At 72.3% G+C, this 17,771-nt stretch carries 15 protein-coding genes; 8 read left to right on the top strand and 7 right to left on the bottom strand.

What is annotated here, in order from left to right; all coding sequences use genetic code 11:
• Positions 1 to 421: 421 nt before the first annotated feature.
• Together ACWDS7_RS35550 and ACWDS7_RS35545 are read left to right on the top strand one after the other, a co-directional pair.
• On the top strand, positions 422 to 1,330 hold the full coding sequence (locus ACWDS7_RS35550; protein ID WP_451932829.1) for a hypothetical protein: 909 nt from the start codon (positions 422 to 424) through the stop codon (positions 1,328 to 1,330).
• Positions 1,327 to 2,370, top strand: a complete 1,044-nt coding sequence (locus tag ACWDS7_RS35545; protein ID WP_451932828.1) for a glycoside hydrolase family 16 protein — start codon at positions 1,327 to 1,329, stop codon at positions 2,368 to 2,370. Before ACWDS7_RS35550 ends, ACWDS7_RS35545 begins: the two co-directional genes overlap by 4 nt.
• A gap of 48 nt (positions 2,371 to 2,418) precedes the next feature.
• On the opposite strand, the gene ACWDS7_RS35540 is transcribed toward ACWDS7_RS35545, so the two are convergent.
• The 3 genes from ACWDS7_RS35540 to ACWDS7_RS35530 all read right to left on the bottom strand — a co-directional run bounded on the left by ACWDS7_RS35540 (position 2,419) and on the right by ACWDS7_RS35530 (position 4,493).
• Positions 2,419 to 3,171, bottom strand: a complete 753-nt coding sequence (locus tag ACWDS7_RS35540) for an ABC transporter ATP-binding protein (RefSeq protein WP_451932827.1) — start codon at positions 3,169 to 3,171, stop codon at positions 2,419 to 2,421.
• A gap of 82 nt (positions 3,172 to 3,253) precedes the next feature.
• Entirely contained in the window at positions 3,254 to 3,907 is a 654-nt protein-coding gene (locus ACWDS7_RS35535; protein WP_451932826.1) for an NADPH-dependent FMN reductase, read from the bottom strand.
• Between the two features lie 73 nt (positions 3,908 to 3,980).
• Entirely contained in the window at positions 3,981 to 4,493 is a 513-nt protein-coding gene (locus tag ACWDS7_RS35530; protein WP_451932825.1) for an N-acetyltransferase family protein, read from the bottom strand.
• Between the two features lie 213 nt (positions 4,494 to 4,706).
• Between ACWDS7_RS35530 and ACWDS7_RS35525 the strand changes: the two genes are divergently transcribed.
• The 3 genes from ACWDS7_RS35525 (at position 4,707) to ACWDS7_RS35515 (ending at position 10,259) form a co-directional block, all read left to right on the top strand.
• On the top strand, positions 4,707 to 6,119 hold the full coding sequence (locus tag ACWDS7_RS35525; RefSeq protein WP_451932824.1) for an LCP family protein: 1,413 nt from the start codon (positions 4,707 to 4,709) through the stop codon (positions 6,117 to 6,119).
• 26 nt (positions 6,120 to 6,145) lie between these two features.
• Positions 6,146 to 8,800: a helix-turn-helix transcriptional regulator gene (locus tag ACWDS7_RS35520; protein WP_451932823.1), complete on the top strand. Its 2,655-nt coding sequence runs from the start codon at positions 6,146 to 6,148 to the stop codon at positions 8,798 to 8,800.
• A gap of 124 nt (positions 8,801 to 8,924) precedes the next feature.
• The gene (locus ACWDS7_RS35515; RefSeq protein ID WP_451932822.1) at positions 8,925 to 10,259 is read left to right on the top strand and encodes a sensor histidine kinase; all 1,335 of its coding nucleotides are present in this window, start codon (positions 8,925 to 8,927) and stop codon (positions 10,257 to 10,259) included.
• An 88-nt stretch (positions 10,260 to 10,347) separates the two neighbouring features.
• Here ACWDS7_RS35515 and ACWDS7_RS35510 read toward each other — a convergent pair whose 3' ends face one another.
• Positions 10,348 to 11,661, bottom strand: a complete 1,314-nt coding sequence (locus ACWDS7_RS35510) for a peptidoglycan-binding protein (protein WP_451932821.1) — start codon at positions 11,659 to 11,661, stop codon at positions 10,348 to 10,350.
• A 115-nt stretch (positions 11,662 to 11,776) separates the two neighbouring features.
• Between ACWDS7_RS35510 and ACWDS7_RS35505 the strand changes: the two genes are divergently transcribed.
• Entirely contained in the window at positions 11,777 to 12,763 is a 987-nt protein-coding gene (locus tag ACWDS7_RS35505) for a GlxA family transcriptional regulator (protein ID WP_451932820.1), read from the top strand.
• Positions 12,764 to 12,871: 108 nt separating this feature from the next.
• Here the strand turns inward: ACWDS7_RS35505 and ACWDS7_RS35500 are convergent, their stop codons facing one another.
• The 3 genes from ACWDS7_RS35500 to ACWDS7_RS35490 form a co-directional block, all read right to left on the bottom strand.
• Complete coding sequence (locus tag ACWDS7_RS35500) at positions 12,872 to 13,240, bottom strand: ArsR/SmtB family transcription factor (RefSeq protein WP_306861321.1); 369 nt, start codon at positions 13,238 to 13,240, stop codon at positions 12,872 to 12,874.
• Between the two features lie 187 nt (positions 13,241 to 13,427).
• Positions 13,428 to 14,867 carry an MFS transporter gene (locus tag ACWDS7_RS35495; RefSeq protein WP_451932819.1) on the bottom strand — a complete coding sequence of 480 codons (1,440 nt, stop codon included), beginning with the start codon at positions 14,865 to 14,867 and terminating at the stop codon, positions 13,428 to 13,430.
• 126 nt (positions 14,868 to 14,993) lie between these two features.
• Positions 14,994 to 15,962 (bottom strand): AurF N-oxygenase family protein, encoded by a 969-nt coding sequence (locus ACWDS7_RS35490; protein WP_451932818.1) that lies wholly within the window; start codon positions 15,960 to 15,962, stop codon positions 14,994 to 14,996.
• 140 nt (positions 15,963 to 16,102) lie between these two features.
• Between ACWDS7_RS35490 and ACWDS7_RS35485 the strand changes: the two genes are divergently transcribed.
• Positions 16,103 to 16,684 carry a TetR/AcrR family transcriptional regulator gene (locus tag ACWDS7_RS35485; protein WP_451932817.1) on the top strand — a complete coding sequence of 194 codons (582 nt, stop codon included), beginning with the start codon at positions 16,103 to 16,105 and terminating at the stop codon, positions 16,682 to 16,684.
• A 71-nt stretch (positions 16,685 to 16,755) separates the two neighbouring features.
• Positions 16,756 to 17,715 (top strand): 3-oxoacyl-ACP synthase III family protein, encoded by a 960-nt coding sequence (locus ACWDS7_RS35480; protein ID WP_451932816.1) that lies wholly within the window; start codon positions 16,756 to 16,758, stop codon positions 17,713 to 17,715.
• The last annotated feature ends 56 nt before the right edge of the window (positions 17,716 to 17,771 follow it).

Genomic DNA, 17,771 nt, shown 5'->3' with positions numbered 1-17,771 from the left:
GTCCGCCATGGCGGACCACGGCCGGTCCGCCGCCGCGCCCCCGACGACGGCGCCGGTGGTCGACCCTCCCGTCGCCGGGCAGCCCCCGCAGCCGGAGCCGGAGCCGCCGTCCGCGGAGGCGGAGAGCCCGTCCGAGATCGAACCCTCCGGTCCTGGGGGAGGGACGCCGGACGGTGCGGAGAACCCTCCATCGGAGGACGCCGGAGGCCCCGCCCCGGACGGCGGTGAGGGTGGGGAGGATCCCGCACCGGACAGCGGCGGGGAGGATCCCGCGCCGGACGGCGGGGAAGCGCCCGCGCCGCACGCCTCCAGCAGGCCACCGGACCGCGAGGCCGCACGCTCCTCGGAGCCGCCGGCACACAGGCGTTCCCGGAGCGGGGACAGGAGCGCCCCAGCGCGTCCGAAGGGCACCGACCCGGAGATGTATCTGGCGAAACTCCCCGAAGCCGGCACGTCATCGGCCCCGGCCAAGAACGGCGCGCCGGAGCCGGCCCCGGACGGGAGCGACAGGCCCGGCGGCGGGTCTTCCGCCGAGCCCGCCCCCACGCCGAGCCCGGCCACCACGGCCGGACCGGGCGCCACCGCCGGACCCACCTCCGCGCATACGGCCGGACCAGGCCGGACCGGGGAACCGGACCCGCCGGACAGGCCCGCCAAGCCCGCGCCTGAGCCGGCCGCCAGCGCGAAACCCACGACCTCCCGGCCGGCCACCGCACGCCCCACCTCCAGTCCGGCCCCGCCGAAGGAGCAGGAGAAGGGGGAGAAGAAGGGGGAGGAGAAGGAGAAGGCCAGGTCCACGCCGAGCCCGACGACCGGCGCCACGGCCACCTCGACGGCTCGCGCCACCTCGGTGCCCCGCGCCACCTCGACGGCTCAGCAGACCGCCGTTCCGGAACCGGCCCCGCCGGCGCGGACGGCCGAGCCGGCGTCCAGCCCGACGACCTCCCTCGTCCCGGAGGCCCCCGCCGAGGAGGCGACCTGGGGACCCGGGGACCGCCGGCCTCTCGTGGCGCCGACCTCGCCCCTGCCGCTCCAGGCCGTCCTCCCGCTGCCACCGCTGGCGCGCACCTCCGCCACGGACTTCTGCCGCTCCCAGGACGCCTCGTGCTGGAGCCTCGCGCCCTGGCGCGGCCGCACCTGGGAACTGCCCGGTAACCCGCTGACCGCCAGGCAGCAGGCGGCGCCCCTGTGGGCCTTCGCGCCGCCGCCCTTCCCCCTCGCCTCCGTGCCAGGCGTCTCCGCCCTGTGGGCCCCGGCCCCCGTCAGGGCCGGCTGCTGGAGTTTCAGCCCCTCGGCGCTCTGCGCGAGATCCTGGGAGCAGCAGTCATGATCACTCGATCGCACGTGCGGCTGGCCGTGTTCAGCATGGTGGCCATGCTGACAGTGAGCGCCCTCGGCTCCGCCCAGGGCGAGGTGGTCTCCGGCACGGCCGAGGCGGCTCCGTGCGCTCCCTCGACCGGCCCCGCCGACTCGACCGGTCCCATCGGTCCCACTGATTCCACCGACTTCACCGACTCGACCGACCCCACCAGTCCCACCGGTTCCCCTGGCTCAGCCGACTCGACCGGTCCCACCGGCTCCACCGACTGGACCGACTTCACCGACTCGACCGACCCCACCGAATCCCCCGACTCCCCCGACTCCCCCGACTCCCCCGGTTTCACCGACTCGACCGACTCGACCGACTCGGCCGATCCCACCGACTCGGCCGGCGATTCCAGCGCCGCCGCGGTCCACGGCTGGGGGGCGCCGGCCTGGTGCGCGGAGTTCGACGACTACCTCGATCCGGCCGACTGGGTGATCTACGACTCGCCCGGACACGACAACAAGGGCCGCCGCTCTCCCGACCAGCTCTTCATCGGGAACGGATCGCTCTACCTGTACGGCCGCGCCGACGGCACCACGGCCGGACTGGGCCGCCGGCACAGCGCGGCGTACGGACGCTGGGAGACCCGCGTCCGGATGTACGAGGGGGCGGACTCCTACCACCCCATCGCCCTGCTGTGGCCGGACGGCGGCGGCGGAGGCGTGCACAGCGCCACGGGCGAGGAGATCGACTTCCTGGGGGTGATGGACCGTCCCGGCAGGTGGCGGGCGAACTTCTTCCTGCAGACCCCCCAGGGCGAGGAGCAGTCCTACTCCGAGGTGGACATGACCGACTGGCACACCTACGCGGTGGAGAACAGTCCCAGCGGGGTCGTCGGCTATCTCGACGGGCGGGAGTGGTTCCGCTCGTCCATGTCCACCCGCAGCCCGATGTCGGTCTGCCTGCAGCTGGACTGGTTCCCCGGTCACGGCAGCCCGGGGGAGGCGTGGATGGAGGTCGACTGGCTCCGCTTCCACCCGCTGGAGCCCGGCGGCACGGGATGAGGCCCGCGGGAAGGGCACGGGACCGGGACCCGCGCCCTCCGGGGGCTCCTAGGCGCTCAGCAGCCCGGCGTAGACGCCGCGCAGCCGCAGCAGCTCCTCGTGGGTGCCCACCTCCTCGATCCCGCCGTCGCGCATGACCACGATGCGGTCGGCGCCGCGGATGGTCGACAGCCGGTGGGCGACGACGAAGACCGTGCGCCCGGCGACCAGGCGGGCCAGCGCCTCCTGGATGAGCGCCTCCGACCGGTTGTCCAGGGCGGAGGTCGCCTCGTCCAGGATCAGCACGCGCGGGTCGCGGATCAGGGCACGGGCGATGGCCAGGCGCTGCTTCTGCCCGCCGGACAGGCGGGCGCCCCGCTCTCCCACCACCGTGTCGAGCCCGTCGGGCAGCCGGTCGATGAACTCCAGCGCGTTGGCGTCCCGGAGCGCCTGCCGTACCCGGTCCTCGGAGACGTCGGCCATGCCGTAGGTGACGTTCTCCCTGATGCTGCCCTCGAACAGGATGGACTCCTGCGGCACGACCGACAGGAACCTGCGGTAGGTGCGCAGGTCCAGCGTCTCCATGTCACGGCCGTCGAGCAGGATCCGGCCGGAGGTGGGCCGCAGGCCCCCGATGGGACGGTGGCCGACCACGATGTCGACGACGTTGGCGGTGACGAGCGGCAGCAGCCCGGTGGGGCTGTGCTTGACCAGGAAGGCGAAGACCCCGACGAGAAGCTTGAGGCTGTCCTCTTTGAAGAGGTAGGCGAGTGTGCGGATGGGATGCTCGCCCCGGTAACGATGATCGAGAGCGCCGACCACAGATCCCCCAAGTCACGATAAATACCTAGTCAATCCTCCTCTCCTGATGTTTTCGTGCGTGTGACGTCCCCTCGGAGGGCGCTCAGCGGATGTACGGCCGGGCCGCCCGGCCCTCCCGCAGGGTGGTCGCCCACCAGGTGAGCTGGTCGAGCATGACCTTGACCGCACCCTCGGCGCCCTCCAGCTCTGCCTGCCGCCCCGCCGCGTCGGACCGGCCGTGCGCCAGTTGGAGGCTGACGGTGTCGCGCAGGGAGACCACGTGCAGCTCGGCGAAGACCAGGCGGAGCTGCTCCACCGCGTGCAGCCCCCCGGAGCGCCCGCCGTACGAGACGTAGCCGACCGGCTTGGCCGCCCACTCGTGGCGGACCGAGTCGATGACCAGCTTCAGCGCGGCGGGGTAGCCGTGGTTGTACTCCGGGGTGATCACGACGAAGCCGTCGGCGGCGCCGATCCTGGCGGCGAGCTCACGGGTCTCGCTCCCGGCGCCGCCGGAGGCCCCGGCACCGCCGGAGCCCTCACCTTCGGAGCCCTCACCTTCGGGACGGCCCGCACCGCCGGAGCCCTCGGCGCCGCCGGAGCTCATGGGCCGGAGCGGGGGGAGCGGGGTGCGGCCCAGGTCGATCACGTCCACGTTCAGGTCGGCCCGCCGCCCGATCCGCTCCAGGAACCACCGCCCCACCGTCGTCCCGAGACCGCCCTCCCGGGTGCTTGCGATGATGACTGCGATGTCCGGCACGGCGGCCTCCTCCTACAGGTCGATCGGGTCGATGCCCTGAGGGACCACCGTGCAACCTCCAGTGCGGTTGAGGTCAAGCGGGACCGGTGGGCAGGCGCATCTCCAGGAGCTGGCCGGGCCACTCGTTCACCTTGAACGGCTCGGTCCTGGTGAAGCCCTGGCTCTCGTAGTACTTCACCAACCGGCCGTCGTCACCGGCGTAGCAGTCGACCCTGAGCAGCGGCACCCCCAGCTCCACCGCCTCGGCGCGGGCCCGTTCCAGCAGGGCGGAGCCGACGCCGCGGCCGTGGAAGCGCTGGTCGATGACCAGCCCCTGGACGTACAGCTCCGGCTCCGAGGCCGGGGGGACATAGTCCATCGCGGGACCCAGGACCACGCATCCGGCGGGCTCGCCGTCGATCTCGGCGATGCGCATCCCGCCGGAGGACGCCCAGGAGGTGACCCGCTCGACGCGGGCCGTGCTGGCGGAGAACGGCTCACTGCCCCACTGGCCGGTACGGCCCTGCGCGGTCAGCCACGCCACCGCACTGTCGAACATCCCGAGAACCGCCGGAACGTCGTCAAGATTCCCATCGCGGATAATCATCGGCGGATCGTAACAGGCGTCGCAGGACGGGCCGTGGCTCGGCCGTACCGGGGCGGGGCCGCCACCGGGCCGTCCGGCCCGGGAGGTCCGGCCCGGAGGGGCCTGTCGCGGGTTCTTATCCGCCCTTTATGGGTGATTAGTACACTCGGCGACGGCCGGAATCCGGCCCATCGGCCACGGGTGCCCACCCAGGCCCATCCCCTCAGGAGTCACGTGAGCAGCGGGTTGACCGACGCGCCCCCAAGGCCCGCGGAGCAGCGGCCGCCCCGGCGGCGCCGCAGGTGGCTGTGGTGGCTGGTGGCCGCCGTCACCGTCGTCGTGGTCGCGGTGGCGGCGACGGTCGGCGGCGTCTACGTCAAGCTGGCCGGGAACGTCAAGCACACCGACGTCCAGGCGGACGACCTGGGGAAGCGGCCGGTCAAGGTCGCCACCAAGGCACTGAACGTCCTGGTGGTCGGCTCGGACCAGCGCGGCGGCACGAACGCCAAATACGGCAAGTTCCCCGGCGAGCGGACCGACACCATCATGCTGGCGCACATCTCGCCGAAGCGGGACAACGCGATGGTCGTCAGCTTCCCCCGGGATTCGATGGTCCAGCTCCCCGAGTGCCGGGCCAGGCAGGGGCTCCCCGGCCAGCGGGCGCACCTGGGCATGATCAACGAGTCGTTCAACTCCGGCGGTATCGCCTGCACCTGGAAGACCGTCGAGTCGCTCACCGGCATCCACATCGATCACTTCGTGAAGGTCGACTTCACCGGGTTCAAGGGCATGGTCGACGCGGTCGGCGGCGTCGAGGTGTGCGTGCCCGAGCCGATCCACGACAAGAAGGCCCTGCTCACGCTGGCCGCCGGCCGGCAGACCCTCAAGGGCGAGCAGGCCCTGGGCTATGTCCGGGCCCGCTACAGCCTGGGCGACGGCTCCGACATCGGGCGCATCCAGCGGCAGCAGATGTTCATCGCCTCCATGGTCAAGAAGGTCATGAGCGGTGAGACGCTCACCAACCCGACGAAGCTCTTCGGCTTCCTCGACGCGGCCACCAGGTCGGTCACCACCGACCCCGGACTCACCCCCCTGGTCATGAAGGACCTGGCGACCAGCGCCCAGGGCCTGGCCGCCGGGCAGATCCACTTCATCACCACCCCCTGGCGATACTCGGTCACCTATCCCGGCCGGGTGGAATGGGTCGAGCCGCAGAGCAGGAAGCTGTTCCAGATCGTCGCCCGGGACAGGACGGTCGCCGGTTCGGGGGTCAAGGGCGGCCAGTCCAAGGTGGCCCGGTCGAAGATCCAGGTCGAGGTGCGCAACGGGACCGGCCGCTCCCACCTGGCCACCCAGGTGGCCGCCGCCCTGGAGGAGCGGGGCTACCACATCGCCAAGATCGGGGACGCGCCGCACAAGCCGTACCCGAAGACCACGATCGCCTACTCCCCGAACGGCGCGCCGGGGGCGCCGACCCTCACCCGCGACCTGCTCGCCTCCACCGCCAGGCCCGTCCCCCGGGCCGTCACGGCACGGCTCGTCCTGACCATCGGCGACGACTGGAAGGGCCTCAGGCCCCTCCGCCAGGACGACACCGACAGCCTCAAGGGCTTCGACGCCACCCACGACTCCTGCGCGAGCGCCTGATCGTCCCTTTTGAGTAGGGTCGGGGCATGTTGTACGGGAGGGCCGCCGAGCAGGCCGCCATCGACCGGCTGCTGGCGGACTCCCGGGCGGGCCGGAGCGGCGCCCTGCTCGTCCGGGGCGAGCCGGGCATCGGCAAGACCGCCCTGCTGGACTACGCGGCCACCGCCGCCGGGGACCTGCGGGTGATCCGCGGCACCGGGGTGGAGTCGGAGGCCGAGCTGCCGTTCGCCGGACTGCACCTGCTGCTGCGGCCGGTGTCCGACCGGATCGGGACACTGCCCGAGCAGCAGGAGCGCGCGCTGCGGGCCGCCTTCGGGCTGGCCGCCGTGGAGGCCGGGGACCGGCTGCTGGTCGGTCTGGCCGTGCTGTCCCTGCTGTCGGAGCTGGCCGAGGACGGCCCGCTGCTGGTGATGGTGGACGACGCGCAGTGGCTCGACCGGGCCTCGACCGAGGCGCTGCTGTTCGCCGCGCGGCGGCTCGACGCCGAGGGGGTCGCGCTGATCCTCGCCGCGCGGGAGCCCTTCACCGCGCCGGGGCTGGCGGAGCTGCCGCTGAAGGGGCTCGACGCCCCGTCCGCCGCGGCCCTGCTGGGCGCCGGGGTCAATCCGGTCGTGCGCTACCGCGTGCTGGCCGAGGCGCGGGGCAACCCGCTCGCGCTGATCGAGCTGCCCGCCGCCGCGCCCACCGACGGTACGGCGCTGCCGCTCACCAGCCGGGTCCAGGACGCCTTCCTCAGCCAGGTCAAGCGGCTGCCCGAGGCGACGCAGGGCCTGCTCGCGGTGGCCGCGGCCGAGGACACCGGCGACCTGAACGTCGTGCTGCGGGCGGCGGCGGTGTTCGGGGACTTCCTTGAGGACCTCCATCCGGCCGAGAGCGCGGACCTGGTCAGGGTCAGCGAGGGGACCATGACCTTCCGGCACCCCCTGGTCCGGGCCGCCGTCTACCAGGGGATCCCGCCCAGCCTGCGCCTGGCCGTCCACAAGGCGCTGGCCGCCTCGCTGGACGGCCCCGACGACGCCGACCGGCGTGCCTGGCACCTGGCCATGGCGGCGACCGGCCCGGACGAGGACGTGGCCGCCGAACTGGAGCGGACCGCCGCGCGCGCGAGCGGGCGCAACGGCCACGCCGCCGCGGCCACCGCCTACGAGCGGGCGGCCCGGCTCAGCGCGCAGCCCGGGACCCGGGCCCGGCGGCTGACGCTGGCCGCGGAGACGGCGGCCTGGGCCGGCGAGCTGGACCGGGCCGGGGCACTGGCCGAGCGGGGGGCCCAGCAGCTCGCCGCGCTGGCCGGGCAGGACGCCGAGGCGGCCGAGGGAGCGGCGCTCCAGGCACGGCTCACCCATGTCCGGGCGACCGCCGACTTCCTGCGCGGGTCGCCGCACACCGCGCACGAGGCGCTGCTCGACGGGGCCGCGACGGCGGACGGCCCCCGGGCCGCGCGGATGCTCACGCAGGCGCTGCACACCGCCTGGTACATCGGCGCGCCCGAGCTCGACCGCACCAGGGCCAGGCTCGACGCCCTGGAGCTGCCCGCCGGTGACCCGCTCGCGCCGGTCGTCGGCTTCCTCATCGCCGTCCTGTCCCGGCCGGACGCCCCGCCGTCGCTGACCGAGATGGTCGCCGCGTCCCGGCAGGCGGGCCTGGACGGCCCGCGCGACCTCGTCCAGGCCTGCGGGTTCGGGCTGGCGTCCGGCCAGGACTGGGAGGTCCGCGAGACCGCCGCGGCGCTGGTCGCCGAGGCCCGGACCCGGGGCGACATCGGGGTGCTGCCGACGCTGCTGTTCTTCCTCGCCGAGACCGAGCTCTTCCACGGCCGGCACCGCGACGCGCTGACCGTCGCCACCGAGAGCCTCCGCATCGCGCGCGACACCGGACAGCGGCAGTGGGTCAGCCAGATGAACAGCTTCCTGGCCTATCTCGCCGCGGTCGAAGGTGACGACGGGCGCTGCCGGGCCCTGGCGGACGCGGCCCTCGAGGACGGCACGGCGGGCAGCCGGTGGGTGGCCTGGGCACTGGGCATGCTCGACCTCGGCCACGGCCGGGTGGAGGCCGCGCTCTCCCGCCTCGAACCCATGGCGGGCGGCCACCACGTGTCCGAGACACGGTGCGTGCCCGATCTGGTGGAGGCGGCCGTACGGCTCGGCGCCCCGGAGCGCGCGGCCGGGGCCTTCGCCCGCTACCGGGAGTGGGGCCACCACACGCGGCAGCCGTGGGCCGAGGCCCTGGTGCTGCGCTGCCGGGCCCTGCTCGAAGACTCGGAGGAGCATTTCACCGCGGCGTTGAAGCTCGACGGGCGGCCCTTCGAGCGGGCCAGGACCGAGCTGCTCTACGGCGAGTGGCTCCGCCGTGCCCGGCGCAAGGCCGACGCCCGCGCCCATCTGCGCGCCGCCCTGGAGACCTTCGAGCGCCTGGAGGCCACCCCGTGGGCCGGCCGGGCGCGTGCGGAGCTGGGCGCCACCGGTTCGGCCGCGCCCGCCGCGCCCGCGCCCGGACCGCTGGCCCGGCTCACCCCGCAGGAGCTGCAGATCGTACGGCTGGCGGCGCAGGGCCTGTCCAACCGGGATATCGCGGCCCAGCTCTTCCTCAGCCCGCGGACGGTGGGATACCACCTCTACAAGGCCTATCCCAAGCTCGGCGTCGCCTCCCGGGGCGAGCTCGGCTCCCTCACTCTTTCCGATTAATTGGACATAACATAATAGAAACCCTTTACTTCCCAATGAATTCCTTTCACCTATAAATATGTGAAAGGATTTTTCAGGGGGAAATGTGGCTATACCGCCGTGCCTGCGTTCGATCCAGAGCCGGATGACGATCACCGTGCTCCTGATATCCGCGCTGGTTCTGGGGGTCGGAGCACTCGCGACGTCGCTGGGCGTGCGCGCCAGAGTGCTGGAGGAGACCGTCGACACCACCACCGTGGCGGCCCGGCAGACCTACGAGGCCGCCAGCAAGGGGCCGCCGGTCAGCACGTTACCGATAAACCAGGTCGGATATCTCCAGGTCGTCTCCCACGACGGCCGGGTCCTGGCCGCCAGCCCCGCGATGAGGGGACAGCCCCCGATCAGCCACTTGTGGCCCACCGGCGGTGACACCCGGGTGGTCGACACGACCTGCGCGAAGGTGCCCGGAGAGGGCCAGACCTGCTTCGTCACCGTGGGCCTCCAGAACAGAGCGTCCTCCTACGGCGACGTCATGGTCTACGCGGCGGAGCCCGAGCCGCCGATACTCGCCGGCCCCACCCTGGAGATCGCGTTGGCCGCCTTCTCCCTGGCACTGCTCGCGCTGCTCGGCTGGGGCACCTGGCGGCTGGTCGGCCGGACCCTGGAACCGGTGAAGCGGATGCGCACCGAGATGGCCGAGATCACCGGGGCCTCCGATCTCAGCCGCCGGATGACTGTGCCGGACAAGGCGGACGAGCTGACGGAACTCACCCAGACCGTCAACGCGACCCTCAACCAGCTCGAACGGTCCCTGGAGAACCAGCGCCGCTTCGCCTCCGACGCCTCCCACGAACTGCGCACCCCGCTGACCGGGCTGCGCGCCAAGCTCGAACTGGCACTGGCCGATCCCGAGGCCGAGGACCCCAGCGAGACGATGCGCTCGGCGCTGGCCGACGCGGAACGGCTCCAGGCCATCGTGAACGACCTGCTCATGCTCGCCCGCCTCGACGCGGGCGTGCAGGACTCGCTCGAACAGATCGACCTCGCCCAGCTCGTCACCATCGAGGTGGAGCGGCGGCCGCCCCGGCACGAGGTGCTCATGCGCCTCAAGCCCGACGTGGTGGTCCAGGGCAGCAGGCTCCAGCTCTCCCGGCTGCTGACCAACCTGCTGGCCAACGCCGACCGGCACGCGGCGGGCGAGGTCGAGGTCTACGTCGGCAGCGAAGGAGGGGAGGCCGTGCTGGAGGTCGCCGACGACGGCCTCGGCATCCCGACGGACCAGCGCGAACGGGTCTTCCAGAGGTTCACCCGCCTGGACTCCGCACGCGGCCGCGACGCCGGAGGGACGGGCCTGGGCCTGCCCATCGCCAGGGACATCGCCTCCGCGCACCGCGGCAAGCTGTACGCCGCCGACAGCACCAACGGCCGCGGCGCCCGGCTGGTCCTCCGACTGCCGCTGTCCACCAACCTCCCCATCTAAGGTCTACGGCGTCTCACCCCGGGGCCCATGACATCTCGCCCCGGGGTCTTGGCGTCTCACGCCAGGTCCTTGGCATCGCGCCCGGGGCCTATGGCGTCTCACGCCGGACGTGGACCGGGTCCCCCACGGCGACCAGGTGGAAGATCCGCTCGGCGATGTGCGGCGGGATGCGCACACACCCGGAGGCGAGAGGCGGCGCCGGGGCGGCCGGAGGAGCCGAGGGCACCGGGGCGGCCTGTGAGGCCGGGGAGTCCTGGTAGAGCGGATGGAGCGGGTGGTCCGGCCGGAGCGGCCGGTCCGGCCGGTCCTGGCGGGCGGCCTGGAGCGGGTGGACGGCCCCGGCCGGGAACGCCGGCCGGGCAGGGGTGACCGGGAACGCCGGCCGTACCGGACCGGTGGCGCCGGCCGGGACCTCCGACTTGATCGAAAGCACCGGACGGGCCGGATGGCGCCCCTCCGCCGGACGCGGCGCATGGTCCTGGCGCACCCCACCGTCCGGACGCCCCGCATGACCCGGACGGGCCGAGTGGCGCCCCTTCACCGGACGCGGCGCATGGTCCTGGCGCGCCGCACGGTCCGGACGGGCCGGATGGCGCTCCTCCACCGGATGTACCACGTGGTCCGCACGGGCCGCACCGTCCTGACGCACCGCATGGTCCTGGCGCGCCACACGGTCCGGACGGGCCGGATGGCGTCCCTCCACCGGACGCACCGCGTGGTCAGGACGGGCCGCGTGGGCCGAGCGTGCCGGCCCCCTGGCCGGCCGGTCCCTGGGGCCCGCTCCGGCGCCGTGGCCGGCCGCGTCCGTGAAACCGCTGGCGACGCCGCCCGTGACGGCGCTCATGAAGTCGCCGGCGGGTCCCCTCTCGAAGGAGAGCGTCTCGTACGTCGTCACCAGCGGATCCGCGCTCCGGTACCGCTCACGTTCCACGATGTGGAAGTCCCCCGCCGGGGTGGGCGTGCTGGAGCTGTTGCCGTACTGGCAGAAGTACGTGCCGCTGCCCGTCGAGACGTGGGAGGTGATGATCGGGTGGTCATGGCGGTAGACGGTGAGGAGCTGGCGGCGCAGGTCGATCTCGACCCGCCGGGGCTGTCCCGTGGGGACGAGCGGCACCGGCCGGTGCGGGTGGGCCAGCGCCTGCCAGGTCTCCGGTCCGACCTCGTCCTTGGCCTTCAGCCCCTGCGACTTCTGGAACGCCCAGACCGCGACCTGGGTCTCCGCGCCGTAGTAGCCGTCCCGAAGGCCCGGGAAGAACTTCAGCTCCTGCAGCCGTCGTTGCAGCCGCTCCACGGCCTTGGTGTAGTCGCCGGGGTGCAGGGTCCGGTCCTTGGCCGACACCGGGGCCGGGAGCCCTATCACCCCCACAGCCACGATCACCGCTCCCGCCAGATATTTGATCACATGGCGATGAATACCCCGGCTCTACAGGAAAGCCTTGGCGGATATCGCAAAGAATCAATCCCGACATTCCCCCTGGCGGATCTGGCCCGAATTCATCATGTGAAAGAATCAAGCCATGCAAAGCGTCGTCGTGTTCGCTCTTGACGGTGTCATCCCTTTCGAGCTGGGCATCCCGGCTCGGATCTTCGGCGTGGCCAAGGGGCCGGACGGGGAGCCGCTCTACGAGGTGATCACCTGCACCGTCGACGGCGGCCCGGTCCGCACCGACTCCGACTTCTCGATCTCGGTGGGGCACGGAGCCGAGGCGCTGGCCACCGCGGACACCGTGGTGATCCCGGCCACCCACGCGCTCGGCCCGATAGCCGACGAGGGACGGCTCCCCGAGCCGCTGGCCGAGGCGCTCGGCCGCATCCGGCCGGGTGCCCGCCTGGTCTCGATCTGCACCGCCGCCTACGTCCTCGCGGCGGCCGGGCTGCTCGACGGCCGCCGGGCGACCACCCACTGGAGCAGCGCCGAGCATTTCCAGAAGCTGTTCCCCCAGGTCGACGTCGACCCCAACGTGCTGTTCGTGGACGACGGGGACGTGCTGACCTCGGCCGGCGTGGCCGCAGGGGTCGATCTCTGCCTGCACATCGTCCGACGTGACCACGGCAGCGAGGTGGCCAACCGGGTGGCCCGCCGATGCGTCGTCCCGCCGTGGCGCGACGGCGGCCAGGCCCAGTTCATCGAGCGTCCGATGCCCGGACAGTCCACGGCCACCACCGCCGCGACCAGGACCTGGGCGCTGGAGCGCCTGCACCTGCCGCTCCCCCTCGCCGAGCTGGCCGCCCACGCCCGGATGAGCCGGCGCACCTTCACCCGGCGCTTCCGCGACGAGATGGGGATCAGCCCGGGCCAGTGGCTCGTCGTGCAGCGGCTGGAGCTGGCCCGCCGCCTGCTGGAGACCAGTGACCTACCGGTGGACGGCGTCGCCGAGCGGGCCGGCTTCGGCACGGCCACCTCCCTCCGGCAGCATCTGCAGGCAGCCGTCGGCGTCTCGCCGATGGCCTACCGCCGCACGTTCCGGCCGGTCGAGCCCGGCCTGGAGATGGCCGAGGTCTGAACCGCGCCCGGCCGCCGGACGGGTAAGGCCCGCCCACCGTGACCGGGCGGGCGTGGCCCGGCGAGTACGGCCGGGCGGGCGTGACCAGGGCGGGCGTGGTCGGGCGGGTCAGCCGTGGCGGAGGTGCTCGCGGCTGAGGTCGAGGAGCATCCGCACGTGGACGTCGGCGAGACGGTAGTAGATCATCCGTCCGGCCCGGCGGCTGGCCACGATGCCCGCGGTCCGCAGCAGCCTGAGCGCGTGCGACACGGCGGTGTCGCTGACCTCGACCGTCTCGGTGAGGTCGCAGACGCACAGCTCACCGGCTTCGAGCAGGGCGTACAGCAGCTGGGCCCGGGTCGGGTCGCCCAGCAGCCGGAACAGCTCGGCGAGCTGGGTCGCCTCCTCTGGGGTGACGAGCCGGTCGCGGGTGGCCGCCACTCTGTCCTCATCCGGTTCCATGGTGGTGCATGCGTCCAGACCGGTGAGGACATCCATGGGACAAACTCCTGAACAGGTGCTCAAATGATAATGACTATCGTATCAAGCTATCTGTCCTGCGGGCGTACCAGATAAACCGCGCCACCGCGCCACCGCACCGCGCCGCTGAACCGCGCCACCGCGCCGGCCGGGCCCCGCCCGGGGCCCGCCGCAGAGGCCCTCTCAGGCCGGCGCGGAGCCCCCCTCAGGCCGGCGCGGCGCTCAGCGGCTCGGCGATGTCCTCCAGGCTCTTGCGTTCGGCCTTGACCCCGAGGAACACCTCCACCAGCCCGGCCACGATCATGAGGGCCGCGCCGATGCAGAAGGCCAGCGCGGTGTCGCCCGGCCGGCCGCTCTCGACCAGGTTGGCGAAGACGAGCGGGCCGGCGACGCCGCCGACGAAGGTGCCGATCGCGTAGAAGAACGCGATGGCCATGGCCCGGGTCTCCATCGGGAAGATCTCGCTGACCGTCAGGTAGGCCGCGCTCGCCCCGGCCGAGGCGAAGAAGAGCACGACGCACCAGCAGGCGGTCAGCGTGACCGCGCTCAGCGCGCCCTGGGCGAACAGCCAGGCCGTGCCGAGCAGCAGCACCCCGGATCCGATGTAGGTGCCGGAGATCATGGGGACCCGGCCGACGGTGTCGAACAGCGGCCCGAGCAGCAGCGGTCCGAGGAAGTTGCCCACGGCGATGACGGCGAAGAAGTAGCCCGTGCTGGTGTCGATCTTGAAGAAGGTCGACAGGATCTGGGCGTACCCGAAGGTGATGGCGTTGTACAGGAACGCCTGACCGACGAAGAGCGAGAAGCCGAGGATCGTGCGCTTGGGGTAGCGGGCGACCATGGTGTGCGCGATCCGGCCGAAGCCGATCGACCTGCGCTGGTGGATGGTCATGGCCTGCGAGGGCTCCTCCAGCCGGACGCCCTTGTCCCGCTGGATCTGCTCCTCGATGCCGTCGACCAGCTCCTCGGCCTCCCGGTCCCGGCCGTGGATGAACAGCCAGCGCGGGCTCTCGGGCACGTGCCGCCGGACGATGAGGATGCCCAGGCCGAGGACCACGCCCAGGCCGAACGCGATGCGCCAGCCCACGTTCACCGCGAAGTTGTCCAGCAGCGGGACGGTCAGCAGCGCGCCGCCGGCGGCGCCGAGCCAGTAGCTGCCGTTGATGATGATGTCGATCCGGCCGCGATGGCGGCTGGGGATCAGCTCGTCGATGGCGGAGTTGATCGCGGCGTACTCCCCGCCGATGCCGAACCCGGTCAGGAACCGGAACAGGAAGAACCACCACGCGGAGAACGACAGCGCGGTCGCCGCGGTGGCGATCAGGTAGACGATCATCGTGATGATGAACAGCTTCTTGCGGCCGAACCTGTCGGTGAGCCAGCCGAAGAACAACGCCCCGAGACACGCCCCGGCCACGTAGAGGGCCGCCGCCGTACCGGCCACCTGGGTCTGGGTGATCTCCAGGCCGCTGCCGTCCTTGGCCAGCTGGGCCGAGAGGTTCCCGATGATCGTCACTTCGAGACCGTCGAGGATCCACACGGTCCCGAGCCCGATGATGATCATCCAGTGCCACCGTGACCATGGCAGCCGGTCCAACCGCGCGGGGACCTTCGTGGTCACCGTCCCCGTCCGAACGTCGCTCATGGCGCCACCGGCTACCCAGCGGCGATCACCCCATGCCAGGGCCCTCCGTCTCCGCAGGTCAGCCCGGACCGGCGCGCCGCCCTGCCGCGCACACCGCCAACCCGCGACCGCGCCCCGACCCCGCCGTCAGCCCGCGACCGCGCTCCCGTCGGGCCTCGCGGACCGGGCGGGCAGGAGTCCGGCCCGGCGCCACAGGAGCCTGCCGGGCCCTTTGATCATCCCGAGGCCGCCGAGTTCGGCCACCACCTTGCCCGCCGCCCACGCGAGGGTCCGCCGGTAGTGCGGGTTGCGGGCGGCGACCCTTCGGGCCCGCCGCGGGTCGAGCCCGACGGCGGCGTAGGCGCCGGGGTGGACCAGGCGGGTCGTCGCGAGGTAGACGGCGCCGCCGAGGACCAGCCGGTGGTAGGCGCGGGCGAGCGGCCCGGCGGCCGTCCACTGGCGGGCGAGCTCCTGCTTGGCGTAGCGGATGTGCCGGGCCTCCTCCACCACGTGGATCCGGGAGACCTGACGGACCAGCGGCTGCAGCGACTCGTCGGCCATGGCCTCGCGCTGCAGGGCGTCGAGGATCTCCTCCACGAACAGGGTCCCGGCCAGCCCGGAGATCTGCCGCAGCACCAGCACCACCGACCGGCCCAGCAGGCGGGCGACGCGGTCGGGGCCGTAGGCCGGGCAGCCGAACTTGTCGATCATCCGGGCGAACATCACGGAATGGCGGGTCTCGTCGCCGATCTCGGTGAGGGCGTACTGGACGTGTTTGGTCGTGGGGTCCTGGTCGTAGATGTGCCGCACGAGCACGCGGATGAGCAGGCACTCGAACCAGATGCCGACGCTCGCGACACTGGCCGTCTCGTGTCTGGTCAGTTCGGTCCGCCGCTCCTCGTCGAGTTCCTCCCACAGCGCCGTGCCGTACAGGGAGGCGCGGTGGGGCGGGGCGAAGGGGCGCCCCTCGGCGAGCGGGGCCTCCCAGTCGATCTCGGTCAGCGGGTCGTGGGAGTGCTTGGCCGAGGTGCGCAGCAGCCGCTCGGCGGTCTGCTCGCGGTCCGGGGGCGCGATCGTCACGGGGAGTCTCCCAACCGGCGATTTACGTTTTCTCATGAAACGTAAATCTCGGATGGCGGTCGGTCAACACCTTCCGTTTACATTTCACAATCATCCGTAAAGGTGTGTCCGATCTCACAGACCCGCCCCGGGTACGATCGCCACAACCCCCGTGACCGCGACAGGAGCAGCACCCGATGAGTGAAGAGGACATCCGGGGGCGGATCCTCGACGCGGCCGAGGAGTGCTTCCTGGAGATCGGGCTGAGCGCCCGGATCCACCGGCTCATCGCCGAGCGGGCCGCGGTCTCGCGGCCCACGGTCTACAAGCACGTGGGGGACCAGCAGGCCATCCTGGACGCGCTCCTGCACCGGGAGGTCGGCCGCTTCCTCGACATCGCCCGGCCGCTGCTCGAACGGCCCGGCCCGATCAGGGAGCAGCTCGCCGAGATAGTGGCCTTCAGCGTCACCTACGCCCGGCGCCACGCCCTGCTGCGCAAGATGCTCCTGGAACAGCCGGAGGTGGTGCTCCCCCGGTTCACGGTCAACGCCGGCCCGCTGCTGCGCCTGGCCGTCGACGCGGTGGCGCCCCCGCTCGGCCGGGCCTTCGCCCGCGCGGGGGCCGCCGACGTGCGGATCGACACGGTGATCGAATGGGGGGTGCGGCTCATCCTCTCCCTCATCACCACCCCCAGCCTGACGGCCGACCTCGACGACCCCGCCGAGCTGCGCGGCTACGTCGACGCCCTGATGCGCATCGGCCTCATCCCCCCGTCATGACCAGGACAATTGTCATTCTTTTCGATACATTGCGCGGACATAAGGAGATTTGACGTTTCATAGGGGGAGCGATGAGAGCCCGGATCACGGGCGTCGCGACGTATCTGCCGGAACGGACGCTGACCAGCGCGGAGGTGGAGCAGCGGATCGAGGGATACGTGCCCTACCGAGGCGTCGTCGAGCGGCTGACGGGAATCCGGTCACGGCACGTCGCCCGCGACGACCAGCAGGCGTCCGACCTGGCGGCGGAGGCCGCCCGCAAGCTCGATCACTCCGACGCCGACCTGCTGATCTTCGCATCCGCCTCGCAGGACATGGTCGAGCCCGCGACCGCGCACATCACGGCGGCCAAGCTCGGCCTGTCCTGCCCGGTGTTCGACGTCAAGAACGCCTGCAACAGCATGCTCAACGGGATCCAGGTGGCCGAGGCGCTGATCCTGTCCGGCGCGCACCGCAAGGTGCTGGTCTGCTCGGGTGAGGTCCCCTCGCGGGCGATCCGGTGGCGGGTCAGGGACCGGGCGCAGTTCGTGGACTCCTTCGCCGGATACACGCTGTCCGACACCGGCGCCGCGGTGCTGGTCACCTCGGATTTGGAACGTGGCATTTTCTACCGCGACTTCTCGGCCGACTCCACGGCGTGGGCGATCGGCACCCTGCCGGGGGGCGGATCGGCGCATCCGCGCGACCCCGAATACTCCTACTTCCGGGGTGACGGGCGGCGGCTGAAGGAGGCGTTCGAGCTGACCGGCCCGGACATCTTCCACAACGCGCTCAAGAGCACCGGCCTGAGCTGGGACGACTTCGCCGTCGTGGCGGTGCACCAGGTGGCGCTGCCCTACCTGCGCTTCCTCGCGCAGGTGCTGGACATCCCCGAGGAGAAGCTCGTGATCAGCCTGCCCGAGCACGGCAACTGCGCCTCGACCACGCTGCCGCTCCAGCTCGCGCTGGGCGGGTGGGAGCCGGGTGACCGGGTCGCGCTGCTCGGCCTGGGCGGCGGGATCAGCACGGGCGTGATGCTGGCGGAGATGTGATGGACCTCTGGGTGATCGTTCCGGCCTACAACGAGGCCGCCGGCATCGAGGCGACG

This window comes from Streptosporangium sp. NPDC003464 (assembly GCF_053588315.1).
Note: the sequence above shows the minus strand (reverse complement) of the source record. Positions and strands in the feature narration are given on the sequence as shown.

Bases quoted from the DNA above. Each gene is read 5' to 3' on its own strand.
- ACWDS7_RS35550 (WP_451932829.1), top strand. From the start codon at position 422: ATGTATCTGGCGAAACTCCCCGAAGCCGGCACGTCATCGGCCCCGGCC.
- ACWDS7_RS35545 (WP_451932828.1), top strand. From the start codon at position 1,327: ATGATCACTCGATCGCACGTGCGGCTGGCCGTGTTCAGCATGGTGGCC.
- ACWDS7_RS35530 (WP_451932825.1), bottom strand. From the start codon at position 4,493: ATGATTATCCGCGATGGGAATCTTGACGACGTTCCGGCGGTTCTCGGG.
- ACWDS7_RS35520 (WP_451932823.1), top strand. From the start codon at position 6,146: ATGTTGTACGGGAGGGCCGCCGAGCAGGCCGCCATCGACCGGCTGCTG.
- ACWDS7_RS35515 (WP_451932822.1), top strand. From the start codon at position 8,925: ATGACGATCACCGTGCTCCTGATATCCGCGCTGGTTCTGGGGGTCGGA.
- ACWDS7_RS35505 (WP_451932820.1), top strand. From the start codon at position 11,777: ATGCAAAGCGTCGTCGTGTTCGCTCTTGACGGTGTCATCCCTTTCGAG.
- ACWDS7_RS35500 (WP_306861321.1), bottom strand. From the start codon at position 13,240: ATGGATGTCCTCACCGGTCTGGACGCATGCACCACCATGGAACCGGAT.
- ACWDS7_RS35495 (WP_451932819.1), bottom strand. From the start codon at position 14,867: ATGAGCGACGTTCGGACGGGGACGGTGACCACGAAGGTCCCCGCGCGG.
- ACWDS7_RS35490 (WP_451932818.1), bottom strand. From the start codon at position 15,962: ATGAGAAAACGTAAATCGCCGGTTGGGAGACTCCCCGTGACGATCGCG.
- ACWDS7_RS35485 (WP_451932817.1), top strand. From the start codon at position 16,103: ATGAGTGAAGAGGACATCCGGGGGCGGATCCTCGACGCGGCCGAGGAG.
- ACWDS7_RS35480 (WP_451932816.1), top strand. From the start codon at position 16,756: ATGAGAGCCCGGATCACGGGCGTCGCGACGTATCTGCCGGAACGGACG.